This is a genomic window from Halorubrum yunnanense, assembly GCF_026586675.1.
GTDB classification, from domain to species: domain Archaea; phylum Halobacteriota; class Halobacteria; order Halobacteriales; family Haloferacaceae; genus Halorubrum; species Halorubrum yunnanense.
Genome location: NZ_JAODIX010000001.1, coordinates 87,375 through 101,299, shown reverse-complemented (window position 1 = coordinate 101,299; position 13,925 = coordinate 87,375). Strand labels below are relative to the sequence as shown.

Annotated in this window: 13 protein-coding genes and 1 tRNA gene; 10 read left to right on the top strand and 4 right to left on the bottom strand. The window is 70.2% G+C overall.

Annotation, left to right across the window (positions count from 1 at the left end):
* Window positions 1-356 precede the first annotated feature (356 nt).
* A complete protein-coding gene (locus N5096_RS00575) occupies window positions 357-635 on the top strand; it encodes a zinc ribbon domain-containing protein (RefSeq protein ID WP_267662401.1) in 279 nt (92 codons plus the stop codon).
* Window positions 636-842: 207 nt separating this feature from the next.
* Window positions 843-1,517 carry a phosphate ABC transporter permease gene (locus N5096_RS00570; RefSeq protein WP_267662400.1) on the top strand — a complete coding sequence of 225 codons (675 nt, stop codon included), beginning with the start codon at window positions 843-845 and terminating at the stop codon, window positions 1,515-1,517.
* Window positions 1,518-1,537: 20 nt separating this feature from the next.
* On the opposite strand, the gene N5096_RS00565 is transcribed toward N5096_RS00570, so the two are convergent.
* The gene (locus tag N5096_RS00565) at window positions 1,538-2,401 is read right to left on the bottom strand and encodes a 3-hydroxyacyl-CoA dehydrogenase family protein (RefSeq protein WP_267662399.1); all 864 of its coding nucleotides are present in this window, start codon (window positions 2,399-2,401) and stop codon (window positions 1,538-1,540) included.
* A 267-nt stretch (window positions 2,402-2,668) separates the two neighbouring features.
* Here N5096_RS00565 and N5096_RS00560 point away from each other — a divergent pair, with 267 nt between their 5' ends.
* The 3 genes from N5096_RS00560 to N5096_RS00550 all read left to right on the top strand — a co-directional run bounded on the left by N5096_RS00560 (window position 2,669) and on the right by N5096_RS00550 (window position 6,324).
* The gene (locus tag N5096_RS00560) at window positions 2,669-3,472 is read left to right on the top strand and encodes a class I fructose-bisphosphate aldolase (protein WP_267662398.1); all 804 of its coding nucleotides are present in this window, start codon (window positions 2,669-2,671) and stop codon (window positions 3,470-3,472) included.
* Window positions 3,472-4,380: a class 1 fructose-bisphosphatase gene (locus N5096_RS00555; RefSeq protein WP_267662397.1), complete on the top strand. Its 909-nt coding sequence runs from the start codon at window positions 3,472-3,474 to the stop codon at window positions 4,378-4,380. Before N5096_RS00560 ends, N5096_RS00555 begins: the two co-directional genes overlap by 1 nt.
* 93 nt (window positions 4,381-4,473) lie before the next feature.
* Window positions 4,474-6,324 (top strand): acyl-CoA carboxylase subunit beta, encoded by a 1,851-nt coding sequence (locus N5096_RS00550; RefSeq protein WP_267662396.1) that lies wholly within the window; start codon window positions 4,474-4,476, stop codon window positions 6,322-6,324.
* A gap of 27 nt (window positions 6,325-6,351) precedes the next feature.
* Here the strand turns inward: N5096_RS00550 and N5096_RS00545 are convergent, their stop codons facing one another.
* On the bottom strand, window positions 6,352-6,900 hold the full coding sequence (locus N5096_RS00545; RefSeq protein WP_267662395.1) for a DedA family protein: 549 nt from the start codon (window positions 6,898-6,900) through the stop codon (window positions 6,352-6,354).
* Between the two features lie 161 nt (window positions 6,901-7,061).
* On the opposite strand from N5096_RS00545, the gene N5096_RS00540 reads away from it, so the two are divergent.
* Window positions 7,062-7,589 carry a redoxin domain-containing protein gene (locus N5096_RS00540; protein WP_267662394.1) on the top strand — a complete coding sequence of 176 codons (528 nt, stop codon included), beginning with the start codon at window positions 7,062-7,064 and terminating at the stop codon, window positions 7,587-7,589.
* A 69-nt stretch (window positions 7,590-7,658) separates the two neighbouring features.
* Complete coding sequence (gene gfo6 / locus N5096_RS00535) at window positions 7,659-8,759, top strand: D-xylose 1-dehydrogenase Gfo6 (RefSeq protein WP_267662393.1); 1,101 nt, start codon at window positions 7,659-7,661, stop codon at window positions 8,757-8,759.
* Window positions 8,760-8,772: 13 nt separating this feature from the next.
* On the opposite strand, the gene N5096_RS00530 is transcribed toward gfo6, so the two are convergent.
* Window positions 8,773-9,615: an aldo/keto reductase gene (locus N5096_RS00530; protein ID WP_267662392.1), complete on the bottom strand. Its 843-nt coding sequence runs from the start codon at window positions 9,613-9,615 to the stop codon at window positions 8,773-8,775.
* Between the two features lie 803 nt (window positions 9,616-10,418).
* Window positions 10,419-10,489: transfer RNA gene (locus N5096_RS00525), tRNA-Gly, on the bottom strand.
* A gap of 139 nt (window positions 10,490-10,628) precedes the next feature.
* Here N5096_RS00525 and N5096_RS00520 point away from each other — a divergent pair.
* The 3 genes from N5096_RS00520 to N5096_RS00510 all read left to right on the top strand — a co-directional run bounded on the left by N5096_RS00520 (window position 10,629) and on the right by N5096_RS00510 (window position 13,923).
* On the top strand, window positions 10,629-11,882 hold the full coding sequence (locus N5096_RS00520; protein WP_267662391.1) for a PQQ-dependent sugar dehydrogenase: 1,254 nt from the start codon (window positions 10,629-10,631) through the stop codon (window positions 11,880-11,882).
* Window positions 11,883-12,035: 153 nt separating this feature from the next.
* Window positions 12,036-12,902, top strand: a complete 867-nt coding sequence (locus N5096_RS00515; protein WP_267662390.1) for a putative RNA uridine N3 methyltransferase — start codon at window positions 12,036-12,038, stop codon at window positions 12,900-12,902.
* A gap of 4 nt (window positions 12,903-12,906) precedes the next feature.
* Window positions 12,907-13,923, top strand: coding sequence for a 50S ribosomal protein L3 (locus N5096_RS00510; RefSeq protein WP_267662389.1), 1,017 nt, complete (start codon window positions 12,907-12,909; stop codon window positions 13,921-13,923).
* Window positions 13,924-13,925 lie beyond the last annotated feature (2 nt).

Below are 13,925 nucleotides of genomic sequence, written 5' to 3'. Positions count from 1 at the left end.
CCCCCCCCCCCCCCCCCCCCGCCGAGGTTGGGGAGGCGTGAGGCTGCGGTTGCGGTGCGAGTGGGTGGGTGAGACTCAAAGGGGCAGTCGCGAGGACGAAGGCGCGGGAAGCAAGGACCGCAGGGAGCGAGCAGGGAGGGACCGGAGGTCCCTTTAGCAGCCGGCGGGAAGCGCCGGCGACAGCGCGAGCGACTGAGGACCGCAGCGACCGCACCGAGTCCTCGCGGCTGGGGCTTTGGCAGTGTTCGTCGTCGATCAGACGGGAATTACTTATATGAGATCAACAGTAAGCTCGGAGAATCTCACCGGAGTGTCAGTCGATCGCTTATAAGTCCGTGACTCGCCAACCCCCTCGCGTGTCGAACGACCGCGTCCGCTGCGTCGACTGCCACGAACCGATCCCGAGCGACGCTCGGGTCTGCCCGCACTGTGAGGCGGTCCAGCCGTCGCCGCTCGTCGACGTCGCGGTGGTCGTCGCCGGCGTCTTCGCGTTCGCCTTCGGCCTGCTCCTCGCGATGTTGACGATCGGGACGAGCCGGCTGCTCGGCTTCCTGCTGCTCGTCGTCGGCTTCGGCCTCGGCGTCGGTGGGTACACCCGTCACGTCGACCGGCAGGCGGGGCGGCGGGCGCGATGAGGCGAGAGGGCACTGACGCCGCCAGCGCGATGAGGCGAGAGGGCACTGACGCCGCCAGCGCGATGAGGCGAGAGGGCACTGACGCCGCCAGCGCGGTGACGCCGAAGTGCGCTGACGCCGCCAGCGCGGTGACGCCGAACTACCGAGGCGACGCGGTCGCCGCCCGGAACGGGCCTTTTTAACTGTTACCCGAAAAAAGACGACCGCATGCTCACCCCAGTCAACGCCGGACTCGTCCTCGCCGGCCTGCTCCTCGCGTTCGTCGGCGCCGCGGTCTCCGTCTACGCCGTCACGCTGACCGGGCTGCTCGTCGGGGGCGGCGCGGGCTACCTCGCCGCGCCGAGCCTCGCCGGACTCGTCGCGGTCGACGGCCTCGTCCTGACGGCCGCGGGCGTCGCCCTCGGTGCCGCGGTCGGCGGCTTCCTCGCGTACGCCGGGCTCTCCTTCGCCGTCGTCGCCATCGGCGGACTGGTCGGCGGCTTCGCCGGCCGGTTCGCGGTCGGGCCGCTGTACGCGGCCGACGCGGCCGGAATCGAGGGGACCCTCCTCCTGGTCGGCGCGACGCTCGCCGGCGTCGCGGTCGGCGCGCTGTTCGGGTTCGTCCTGAGCCGGACGACGCTCGTCGTCTCGACCGCGTTCATCGGCGCGGCGTTCGCGTCGCGCTCGATCACCCCCGCGACGCTGGACGCGGCCGCCGCGCGGACGTCGGTCGAGCCGCTCCTGTTCGACGTCGCGGCGCCGGCCTTCCTGGCCGTCTTCGCCCTCGGCGCGCTCTCGCAGCTCGGGCTGTTCCGGTTCGGCTACGTGACCGGGATCGTCGGCTTCCTGCCCGGGGCGCGGCGGTGGACCGCGAACGACGACCGGGACGCGGAGAGCGCGTAGCCGCCCGCACTCCGCCCGCTTTACTCGTCGCCGTACTCGTAGAACCCGCGCCCCGTCTTCTTCCCGAGGTCGCCGGCCTCCACCTTGCGTTTGACCAGATAGGCCGGCTTGTAGCGGTCGCCGAGCTCGTCGTGGAGCGTCTCGCTGGCGTCGAGGACCACGTCGAGCCCGATGTGGTCGGCGAGCTCCAGGGGCCCCATCGGGACGTTCGTCCCGAGCTTCATCCCGCGGTCGATGTCGGCCTTGTCCGCGACGCCCTCGTCGAAGGCGCGGACGCCCTCGTTGATCCACGGCATCAGGATTCGGTTCGTGACGAAGCCGGGCTTGTCGTCCGACTCCCACGTCTCCTTGCCGAGGTCCGCGGCGAAGGCGTGCGCGAACTCGGTGACCGCGTCCGCGGTGCGCTCCCCGACGACGACTTCCACGCCGTCCATGATCGGGACCGGGTTCATGAAGTGGAGCCCGATCACGTCGCCCGCGCGGTCCGTGGCGCTCGCGATCGTCGTGATAGAGAGCGTCGAGGTGTTCGTCGCGAGCGCGACGTCGCCGTCGGTCACCTCGTCGAGGTCGGCGAAGACGTCCCGTTTCACGTCCATCTCCTCGGCCGCGGCCTCGACGACGACGTCGGCGTCGGCGAGGTCGTTGAGGTCGGTGGTGCCCGCGATCCGGTCGCGGATCGCCGCCGGCTCCTCGTCGAGCGCGCCCTTCGACGCCAGCCGGCCGAGGCTGTCGTCGACGCTGTCGAGCCCGCGCTCGACGTACTCGTCCTCGATGTCGCGCATCACGACCTCGTAGCCCGCGGTCGCGGCGACCTGCGCGATCCCGTTGCCCATCGTGCCGGCTCCCACCACGCCGACGACGTCGACGTCGGATAGCTCTCGCATGGGGGTCGCTGTCGCGCCGCGGCTGGTAAGTATTGCGACTCCGCGACCGTCACGGCCCCGCAGGCGTTGCGGCTCCGCGGCCGATCGGGTCACGTCGGGGCGACATTCGTTTCGGCCGTCAGATAATTAATTATTTGAGTAGTAATTACGAACACTGAGAATACGCCTCAAACGCGAGCGAAGCGGGCCGAGCCTGTCGGATTCGTTTCTTTACATCCGCCAAAACCACCATAGCGTTTTTTATTGATGTAACGGGAGTATGAACTGATGCTTCCTCACGCCACCGACGACATCTCGCGGGACGGTAAGTCACTGATACTGGCGTACGATCACGGGATCGAGCACGGTCCCGTCGACTTCGAACCGAACCCCGACACGGCGAACCCCGGGCGGATCTTCGAGCTCGCCACCCACGAGGCGGTCACCGCGCTGGCCGTCCAGAAGGGCCTCGCCGAGGCGTACTACTCCGACTACGAGGACGAGGTCAACCTCCTGTTGAAGCTCAACGGGACCTCGAACCTCTGGATGGGCGAGCCGGACAGCGCGGTCAACTGCACGGCCGAGTACGCGGCCGAACTCGGCGCCGACGCGGTCGGGTTCACGGTGTACGGCGGCTCGAACAACGAGATCGAGATGGCGGAGGAGTTCCGCGAGGCGCAGGAGGGGGCCCGCGAACACGATATGGGCGTCGTCATGTGGTCGTACCCCCGCGGGCAGGGGCTTCGCAACGACGGGAGCCCGGAGGTCATCTCGTACGGCGCGCGCCTCGGCCTGGAGCTCGGCGCCGACGTGGTGAAGGTGAAGTACCCCGGGTCGGCCGAGGCGATGGGCGACGCCGTGAAGATGGCCGGCCCCGCTGACGTCGTGATGTCCGGCGGGACGATGCGCGACGACCGGGACTTCCTCCGGAACGTCTCGAACGCCGTCGACGCGGGCGCGACCGGCATCGCCGTCGGCCGGAACGTCTTCCAGCGCGACGACCCCGAGCGCATCCTCGACGCGCTCGAGGCCGTGATATTCCAGGAGGCCGACCCGGCCGAGGCCCTGACCGTCGCCGCGAGCGACGACTGATGACCGATCCCGACGCCGACGTCGGCGACCCCGCCGACGCGGACTCGGTCGTCGAGGCCGTCTTCGACGCGGTCGCGGCCACCGCCCCCGAGATTCGCGCCGCGCTCCCCGGCCGACGCGTCGAGAGCGGCACGGAGAACGCCTCCGGGGAGAGCGTCATGGCCGGTGACCTGTACGCCGACGAGCTCCTCGGCGACGCGCTCACCGCGGTCGACGGCGTCGGCTCGTTCGTCAGCGAGGAGCGGGAGACCGCCGTCGACGCCGGCGGGGCGGTCGGCGAGGGCGCCTACGCGGTCGCGATCGACCCCCTCGACGGCTCCTCGAACCTCCGGTCGAACAACGCGATGGGCACCGTGATCGGCGTCTACGACGCCCCGCTGCCAGCCACCGGGCGCGACCTCGTCGCCGCCGGCTACGTGCTGTACGGCCCGATCACGACGATGGTCGTCGCCGACGAGGACGGCGTCCACGAGGAGGTGATCGAGGAGGACGACGGCGGCGTCTCCCGCTCGGTCGTCGAGGACGACCTGCGGCTCCCAGAGGACCCCCTCGTCTACGGGTTCGGCGGGCGCGTCCCCGACTGGCCCGACGAGTTCACCGCCTACGCCCGCGAGATCGAAGACGAGCTGAAGCTCCGGTACGGCGGCGCCATGGTCGGCGACGTGAACCAGGTGCTCACCTACGGCGGGGTCTTTGCGTACCCGGCCCTCGTCGACGCGCCGGACGGGAAGCTCCGGCTCTCCTTCGAGGCGAACCCGATCGCGTACATCGTCGAACGCGCGGGCGGGGCCGCGACCGACGGCGAGATCGACATCCTCGACGTCGAGCCCGAGGGCGTTCACGACCGGGTCCCGCTGTACGTCGGCAACGAGGGGCCGGTCGAGCGGCTGAAAGCGGCGCTGGACTGAGCGGGCGCCTCGCGACCTTTTATAAGGAAGTCCGTCGGCCGACGCCGGACTCCCATGGAAAACTGTTTAGGATCTACCGCAAGTCTTGCGCCCATGAGAGTCCACGTCGGCGCGGCGGCGACGGCGGAGGAGGCCGAGGCGATCGCGCGATCGCTCGCCGAACATCTCGGCGTCGACGTCGACGTCCACGTCGGGGAGCGCGCGGAGCCCGCCGCGAGCGCCGAGTCACCCGAGACGGCGTACCCCCTCGACGACGACCTCGGGCCGACCGACCGCGAGCGCGACCTCCGGGCCGAGATCGACGACATCCTCGAAGGCGGCCCGGAGAAGTACCGCGAGCGGCTCCCCGAGCAGGGGAAGCTGTTCGTCCGCGACCGCCTCGACCTCTGGTTCGGCGGCGAGGGCGGGACCGGAGGCGCCGGCGACGCGAGCGCGAGCGACGGCGCCCCCGCGGGGATTCACTTCGAGGACGGGAAGTTCGCCGCATTCGACGACTGGCACCCGAACGCGCCCGGCCGAGCGGGTCGGGGCAGTGAGGGCGGCAAGGGAGGCGAAGGCGCGAACGGCGAGGGCGACGAGGCCGGCAGCGACCGCCTCCCCGGGGACGGCCTCCTCACCGGCGCGGCCGAGTTCGAGGGGCGCGACGTCCACTTCATGGCCAACGACTTCACCGTGAAGGCAGGGTCGATGGCGGCGAAGGGCGTCGAGAAGTTCCTCCGGATGCAGCAGCGCGCGCTGAAGACGGGCAAGCCCGTGCTCTACCTGATGGACTCCTCGGGGGGACGGATCGACCAGCAGAGCGGCTTCTTCGCCAACCGCGAGGGGATCGGGAAGTACTACTACAACCACTCGATGCTGTCGGGCGCGGTGCCGCAGATCTGCGTCCTCTACGGCCCCTGTATCGCCGGCGCGGCCTACACGCCCGTCTTCGCCGACTTCACCGTGATGGTCGAGGACATGTCGGCGATGGCGATCGCCTCGCCCCGGATGGTGAAGATGGTCACCGGCGAGGAGATCGAGATGGGGGAGCTGGGCGGACCCCGCGTCCACGCCGAGGAGTCCGGCTCCGCCGACCTCGTCGCCCGCGACGAGGAGCACGCCCGCGAGCTCGTCGCCGACCTGATCGGGTACCTCCCCGATAAGGCCGGCGAGAAGCCGCCGAAACGGGAGACGAAGCCGCCCAAATACTCGCCCGAGGGGATCGACGAGCTGATCCCGGAGTCGCCGAACCGCCCGTACGACGCCCGCGACCTGCTCGACCGGATCGCCGACGCGGAGTCCGTCTTCGAGCTGAAGGAGGGGTACGGCCCGGAGATCGTCACGGCGTTCTGCCGGATCGACGGGCGCCCCGTCGGCGTCGTCGCCAACCAGCCGACAGAGCGGTCGGGCGCCATCTTCCCGGACGCGGCCGAGAAGGCCGCCGAGTTCATCTGGACCTGCGACGCCTACGAAGTCCCCCTGCTGTATCTCTGCGACACGCCGGGGTTCATGGCCGGCTCGGGGGTCGAGAAGGACGCCATCTTGGAGAAGGGGAAGAAGATGATCTACGCCACCTCCTCCGCGACGGTGCCGAAGCAGACCGTCGTCGTCCGGAAGGCGTACGGCGCGGGGATCTACGCGATGGGCGGGCCCGCCTACGACCCCGAGAGCGTGATCGGGCTCCCCTCCGGCGAGATCGGAATCATGGGTCCCGAGGCCGCGATCAACGCCGTCTACGCCCGGAAGCTCGCCGCGATCGACGACCCCGAGGAGCGCGCCGAAACGGAGGCGCGCCTGCGCGAGGAGTACCGCGAGGACATCGACATCCACCGGATGGCCAGCGAGGTCGTCATCGACGAGATCGTCCCGCCGTCGACGCTCCGCGATGAGCTCGCGGCCCGCTTCGCGTTCTACGAGGACGTGGAGAAGGACCTGCCGGACAGAAAGCACGGAACGGTTATTTAAAAACAGACGGCCGGGTAGGCGGTCGTTTTATAACGCGGCGACCCACTCGGCGCCGAGGAACTCGGCCGCGCTCCCGAAGCCGAGCGCCACCGCGACCCCGACCGCCAGCAGCGCGCCGACGTACGCGGCGGACCCGACCAGCGACGCGGCGGCGAACCGCGGGGCGGAGACGGCAGAGGCGTTCGCAGTCGGGACGGCGAGCCAGCCGCGCGTGCCGGGGACCGCGTTCGAGGCCGCCACCGCGGGGAGGCCCCACCGGTCGAACCAGCGGCTCACGCCGTCGATAACGCCGTCGCCGACCGGAACGAGAGGGAGTGACGTCGGATCCACGTCGAACCGGCGGACGGCGACGAAGACGACCGACTGGCCGACGGTCGCGCCGATCACCGCCGCGGCGAACACCGGCAGGACCGCGAGCGCCTCGACGCCGGCGGCGACGACCGCCGCGACGAACAGCGTCCGCGCCGGGAGCACCTTCCCGACCAGGGCGCCCTCGAGCGCGAACACGGCGAAGACCGCGACGGCCCCGTAGCTGTCGACGAGGGCGAGCGCGGTCGCGGCGTGGGCGCTGAACACGGCTCCGCTCGGTGCGCCACACCTATAGCTCTTACACCGTGAGCGGTGTTCTCAGATGTCATAGCACGATCTGACCGGTTTATTTTTCGGTCTCACGCACGGCCGGTCGAACCGGAGGGTCGGGGGCGAGCGTTTATCAGTCGCGTCCGCAACTGTCGTCCGTGATAGACGTCGGCGTCAAGGCCCCCGATTTCGTCGCCCCCGCCGTCACCGGCGGGACGGCCGCGGAGCTGGAGCTGTTCCGCCTCGTCGACGGCCACGAGGCGGTCGCGCTCTGTTTCGCCCCCGCGAACTTCGTGCCCACGTGTACGGCCGCGTTCGCCGCGGTGCGGGACGCCGGCTGGCACGACCGCGGCGACCTCGCCGTCGTCGCGCTCACCGGCGACTCGCTGTACTCGGGGTTCGCGTACGCCGACCAGTTCGACCTCCCCTTCCCCGTCGTCTCCGACTTCCACGGCGGTATCGCCGACTCGTACGACCTGGTCGCGGAGTCGTGGGAGGGCCACTCTCGGATTCCGCGTCGCGCGACGGTCGTGATCGGCGGGGACTGGACCGTCCGGTTCGCCGAGGCGACGACGGACGCGCTCGACCGGCCGGCCCCCTCGCCCGTCCAGAATGCGACCGCAGCGCTCCGGGACCTCGGGGTCGACGTCGACCGGCCGCGGGTGAACTACGACGGGCCGTGGTGACCGGTTCACGATAATTTTCGTCCTTCGCGTCGCCGGGGTTATTTCACGCCCCCACGCCGACTTCTCGGTATGGAAAGCGACTTGGCGGAGTACCTCGACGAGTTCACGCGCCGAGACTGGGAGACGCTCGACCCGGGGGCCGTCACGGACCCCGTTCGGGTCGCCGTCGTCGGCCTCGGCTGGTTCGCCCGCGACTGGGCGCTGCCGGGGATCGCGCGGTCGCCGTACACCGAGGCGACCGTCGTCACCGACGTCGACGGGAGCGCCGTCGAGGCGGTCGCCGCCGAGCGCGACGTGACCGGCGTCACCCCAGAGGAATTCCGATCGGGCGCCGCCGCGGACGCGTACGACGCGGTGTACGTCGCGACGCCGAACGCGACCCACTTGGAGTACGTTCGGGCCGCCGCGGAGCAGGGGAAGGCGGTCCTCTGTGAGAAGCCGCTCGAGGCGACGCTGGACCGCGCCCGCCGGCTCGTAGAGGCGTGTCGCGACGCCGGCGTCCCGCTGATGGTCGGCTACCGGATGCAGACCGATCCCGCCGTCCGGCGGCTCCGCGAGCTCCTCGACGCCGGCGTCGCCGGCGACGTGGTCCACGTCCACGCGACGATGTCGCAGACGATGCTCGGCGAGCTCGGCGGCGACACCGACCAGTGGCGGCTCGACCCCGAGCTGTCGGGGGGGTCCGCGCTCATGGACCTGGGCGTCTACCCGCTCAACACGATCCGGTTCGTACTCGGCGCCGACCCGGAGCGGGTGTCGGGGCGGACCCGCTCGGAGCACGAGGCGTTCGCCGACGTCGACGAGCACGCCACGTTCCGGCTGGAGTTCCCGGGGGACGTCGACGCGCTCTGCACGGTGAGCCAGAACGCGCAGCACGCGAGCCGGCTGGAGGTCACCGGGACGGACGCCAGGCTGATCTTGGACCCGGCGTTCTACGAGCGGGAGGACCGCGGGTTCGCCGTCGTCCGCGACGGGACCCGGGTCGACGTCGACTTCGATCAGGTCCACCAGATCGAAGAGGAGTTCGCGTACTTCGGCCACCAGCTGCTCGCGGACGAGCCGTTCCACCCGGACGGCGAGCACGCGCTCACGGACGCGCGCGCTCTGGACGGAATTTATAAATCGGCCGAGACCGGGCGCCCGGTGGATCTCAGCGACGACGCGGCCTGAGGCCGGGAGACAGTCACTGCTCGATCCCGTACACGTCGCTCGTCCAGTCGCGGGCCGGGGTGTCGTACACCGGCTCGTCGCGGTCGCGCTCGTCCAGCCGCCGACGGTCGGCCGCGTCGAGCTCCCAGTCGAGGTCGGCGTTGGCCCGGACGTGGTCCGGGGTCGACGACCGCGGTAGCGGGACGACGCCACTGTCGACCGCCCACCGGAGGACGACCTGCGCGGGGCTCTTCCCGTACGTCTCGGCGAGCTCGGCGACGACTTCGTCGCCGAACACGCCCGTCCGCGCGAGCGGCGCCGCCGCCTCGATCACGGTCTCCGACTCGCGACAGTAGTCGACGAGGTCGGGGCGCTGGAACCACGGGTGGAACTCGATCTGGTTGACCGCGATCGGGACGTCCGAGACGTGGTGCGCGCAGCTCAGCTGATAGGCGCTGAAGTTGCAGACGCCGACGTCGCGGACGAGCCCCCGCTCGCGGAGCTCCGCCATCGCTCTGAGGGTCTCGCGCAGCGAGATGGCCGGGTTCGGCCAGTGGACGAGATACAGGTCGAGGTAGTCGGTACCGAGCCGGTCGAGCGACGCCTCGCACGACTCGATCACCGACTCGTAGTTGAGGTTCTTCGCGAGCACCTTCGAGGTGAGGAACACGTCGTCGCGGTCGACGTCGCTCGCCGCGAGGGCGTCGCCGATGACGTCCTCGTTGTGATACCCCTCGGCCGTGTCGACGTGCGCGTAGCCGGCGTCGAGCGCCGCGCGGACGCTGTCGCCCGTCTCGTCGTCGTCGAGGTCGTACGTGCCCAGGCCGAGCCCCGGCAGCTCCGCGCCGCTCGGGAGCGTCTTCGTTGGTACGGTCACGTCGCAGGGTTCGGCGGATCGCCGATTGAAACTACCGGTCGGGGAACATCGGAGCCGTTGGAACCCTCAGGGAGTGATCTATCCTGATACTGCCAGGTCAGTACGGACACAGCGGCGTTCGATAGCGGGAGCGTGTGTCACAGTCGTCGGCAGCGAAGTAGCATTTAAAGGACACGAGCGACGGCGACGATCATTTATAAATGAACGCAGTGGCGCGCGCCTTCGAGCGCCCACCGGGCGCGAGGAGCGCGTGCGAGGTCGTCGGGCGAAGCCCGACTGCCAGAGGGACCTCCGGTCCCTCGCTGGAGTCGGGCGGCCGGAGCAATGCGGAGGCCGGCCGACAGGGCGAGAGCGGAGCTCTCGCTTGCAACCGGCGCTACGCGCCGGTGACGAGGCTGGGGAGGCGTGAGGTGCTCTGCGGAGCAGGATGGGGTGGGACTCAAAGGGGCAGTCGCCGGCGGCTTTGCCGCCGGCTGCCAGAGGCGCGAAGCGCCTCGCTGCCGCGAGGACGAAGGCGCGGGAAGCAAGGACCGCAAAGAGCGAGCAGAGAGGGACCGGAAGTCCCTCCAGCAGCCGGCGCGAAGCGCCGGCGACAACGCGAGCGACTGAGGACCGCAGCGACCGCACCGAGTCCTCGCGGCTGGGGCTTTGGCAGTGTCCACCACCGATCTGGAGTCAGCCGTTTATATACGAGCGACCGAGCCTTTCTGAGTTAAGATCTCTCTCGGTGATTGTGCTCACTTCGTTCGGGAGTTCGCTGAACGAAGTGAAGCGAACGCTGACTGACGGAGTCAGTTAGAAAATGCACCGGCCGAGATTTGAACTCGGGTTGCAACCATGGCAAGGTTGCGTGATACCACTACACTACCGGTGCGTGCTTCGCGTTTGCGTATAGCCCGAGTCGGAGATATAAGAGTTCCGAACGACGGTCGGCCGAGCGGAATCCCCGACCGAACTCGACGGCCGGAAACGTCATCGGCCTCGCGACCAACACGCACACAGAGACGACCTCCATGACACGCCGACCGACTGACCCTCCCGTCGACAGACGCAGCGTCCTCCGAGCCGCCGGCGGCCTCGCCGCCCTGCCGCTGGCCGGGTGTCTCGGTGACGGCGGGACGGCCGGCGGTGCAGACGGCGACCCCGACGTCCCCTCCGACGACGGCGACGACGTCGAGTACGCGGTCGAACGCGTCGCGGAGGGGTTCGAGAACCCGTGGGGGCTCGCGTTCGTCCCGGAGGACGGCCGCCTCCTCGTGACGGAGCGCCCCGGTCGGCTCTCGCTCGTCGACCCCGAGGACGGCTCCCGCTCGGTCGTCGAGGGCCTGCCGGACGTCCACGCAGCCGGACAGGGCGGGCTCCTCGACGTCGCGATCCATCCCGACTACCCCGACGATCCGCGCGTCTACCTCACCTACGCGGCGGCGAACGACGCCGGCGAGTCGGCGACTCACGTCGGGGCGGGCCGGCTCTCGCTCGACGCCAGCGACTCCCTCGCGCTCGACGGCTTCGACCCGATCCGCGTCGCCCGGCCGACCGTCGACTCCGACCAGCACTTCGGCTCGCGGGCGACGTTCGGCCCCGACGGCGCGCTGTTCGTCACGGTCGGGGACCGGCGCGACACGGATTTTAGTTCGGACCACGCCTCGCAGGACCGCTCGAACGAGCTCGGGTCGACCCTTCGGCTGACGCCCGACGGCGACGCTCACCCCGACAACCCGTTCGTCGACGAGCCGGACGCGGCTGACGCGATATACAGCTACGGCCATCGGAACCCGCAGGCGATGGCCGTGCGTCCCGACACCGGGGCGATCTGGCAGTGCGAGCACGGCGAGGAGGACGGCGACGAGATCAACGTCGTCGGGCGCGGCGGCAACTACGGGTGGCCGATCGCGAGCGAGGCGTGTCGATACGGCACCGACGACCCCGTGGCTCCGAGCCACGAGGAGCGCGGCGGCGTCGTCGCCCCGGTCCACTACTGGCCGTGCGGCTCCGGCGGGTTCCCGCCGAGCGGGGCGGTCTTTTACCAGGGCGACGCGTTCCCCGCGTGGCGGGGCGACCTGTTCGCCGGCACGCTCGCAGCCGAGTACCTCGGTCGCTTCACGGTCGACGGCGCGGGCACGGACGCCGACGTCACCGAGCGCGACCCCCTGCTCGCCGACCGCGGCTGGCGCGTCCGGGCGCTCGCGGTCGAGCCCTCTACCGGTCACCTCTACCTCGCCGTCGACGCGGGCGACGCGCCGGTCGCGCGGATCGTCCCGGCCTGACGCCGCCGGCCGCCCTCGGATCGTGTCACGGAGTCACTCGATGCTCGAGGCCGAAACGCCCGCCAGACCCCGTGTGAACGCGCCACAGCCCGAAAACGGGACCGCTATGCTTTTACGGTGCCGTCCGAAATCGAGGAGTACAGTCTCGCCACGATGCGTACCGAAGACGGACTCACGATCTGTGTCCCGTCTTCGGTCGTCCGGGAGGCCGAGGACGATCGCGAGGCGACTCGCAAACTCGGCTACGTCGCCCGTGCGGCGGCGGTGTTCCGGGCGGATCGACTGGTCGTCTTCCCCGACGGGAACGGCGAGCGGCGACGGGGCGGCGAGTACGTTCGGACCGTGCTGGGGTACGCCGCGACCCCTCCGGAGCTCCGGAAGGACCTCTGGGGGGAGCGCGACGAACTCCGGTACGCCGGCGTGCTCCCGCCGCTCCGCGTGCCGTGGCGGACCGGCTCGACCCCTAGCGGGGAAGAGTCGAAAACACAGGGACTCGTGACCGAGGTCGGACCTGAAGGCCGCGTCCGGGTCAATTCCCCGCTGCGGGAACACCCGATCTCCCTGCTCGTTCCCTCCGGAATGGAGATCGAGCAGGGGGAGCGCGTCACCATCAGGGTCTCTTCGAGAGAACCGGTCCGCGCCCGCATCACCGGGAAGCCCGAGGCGGGCTTCCAGGTCGTGGACGCGGACCTGTCGGAAGCGCTCGCCGGCGACGGACTGGCCGTCGCGACGTCGCGACACGGGGAGGAACTCTCCGTCTCGCGGCTCGGCGGCATCGTCTCGGACGCGCGGGAGGCCGGCGGCTACACCGTCGCCTTCGGCTCGCCCGAGCGAGGGCTTCCGGAGATGCTCGGGCTCTCGCCCGACAGCATTCGGGCGGCCGTTGCCGACGGCCGCCCGGTCGAACCCGATCCGGGGTTCGACCTCTGGCTGAACACGATCCCGGCACAGAGCAGCGAGGTCGTCCGAACGGAGGAGGCTCTGTTCGTGACTCTCGGCTCGCTCACACTCACGGAGTAAACACATGCCACAACCAAGCCGACCACGAAAAGGCTCGCTGGGATACGGCCCGCGCACCCGCGCAGACCGAGAGGTCCCGCGCATTCGCTCGTGGCCCGACGACGACGGAGCCCCCGCGCTGCAGGGGTTCGCCGGCTACAAGGCCGGAATGACACACGTCGTGATGGTCAACGACGAGGCCAACTCGCCGCGTGAGGGGATGGAGGAGTCCGTTCCCGTCACGGTCGTCGAGACGCCGCCGATGTACGCGGTGGCCCTGCGCGCCTACGAACAGACGGCGTACGGAAAGAAGCCGGTCGAAGAGGTCTGGGCGACCGAGTTCCACGAGGAGCTCGACCGCGCCCTCGACCTCCCGGCGGAGGACACCTTCGAGGAGGACGCGGAGGAGCTGCGCGCGTTGCTCAACGACGACGTCGTCGACGACGTCCGCGTCATCACGCACACCGCCCCCTCGGAGCTCGCGAACGTTCCCAAGAAGAAGCCCGACATCATGGAGACCCGAGTCGGCGGCGGCTCCCTCGAGGAGCGCGTCGAGTTCGGCCTCGACCTCGTCGGGGAGGGCGGCGCCCACGAGTTCGGCGACGTCTTCCGCGCCGGTCAGTACACCGACGTCTCGGGCATCACGAAGGGGAAGGGGACCCAGGGTCCAGTCAAGCGCTGGGGCGTGCAGAAGCGGAAGGGCAAACACGCCCGCCAGGGATGGCGGCGCCGGATCGGCAACCTCGGTCCGTGGAACCCCTCCCGCGTTCGCTCCACCGTGCCCCAGCAGGGGCAGACCGGCTACCACCAGCGCACCGAGCTCAACAAGCGCCTCATCGACTTCGGCGAGGGCGACGACGCCTCCGTCGACGGCGGCTTCGTCAACTACGGCGAGGTCGACGGCGAGTACGCGCTCATCAAGGGCTCGCTGCCGGGACCGGACCAGCGCCTGCTGCGATTCCGCCCGGCCATCCGGCCGAACGACCAGCCGCGCCTCGACCCCGAGGTCCGGTACGTATCCACCGCATCCAACCAGGGATAATA

Bases quoted from the DNA above. Each gene is read 5' to 3' on its own strand.
- N5096_RS00570 (WP_267662400.1), top strand. From the start codon at position 843: ATGCTCACCCCAGTCAACGCCGGACTCGTCCTCGCCGGCCTGCTCCTC.
- N5096_RS00565 (WP_267662399.1), bottom strand. From the start codon at position 2,401: ATGCGAGAGCTATCCGACGTCGACGTCGTCGGCGTGGTGGGAGCCGGC.
- N5096_RS00560 (WP_267662398.1), top strand. From the start codon at position 2,669: ATGCTTCCTCACGCCACCGACGACATCTCGCGGGACGGTAAGTCACTG.
- N5096_RS00555 (WP_267662397.1), top strand. From the start codon at position 3,472: ATGACCGATCCCGACGCCGACGTCGGCGACCCCGCCGACGCGGACTCG.
- N5096_RS00550 (WP_267662396.1), top strand. From the start codon at position 4,474: ATGAGAGTCCACGTCGGCGCGGCGGCGACGGCGGAGGAGGCCGAGGCG.
- gfo6 (WP_267662393.1), top strand. From the start codon at position 7,659: ATGGAAAGCGACTTGGCGGAGTACCTCGACGAGTTCACGCGCCGAGAC.
- N5096_RS00520 (WP_267662391.1), top strand. From the start codon at position 10,629: ATGACACGCCGACCGACTGACCCTCCCGTCGACAGACGCAGCGTCCTC.
- N5096_RS00515 (WP_267662390.1), top strand. From the start codon at position 12,036: ATGCGTACCGAAGACGGACTCACGATCTGTGTCCCGTCTTCGGTCGTC.
- N5096_RS00510 (WP_267662389.1), top strand. From the start codon at position 12,907: ATGCCACAACCAAGCCGACCACGAAAAGGCTCGCTGGGATACGGCCCG.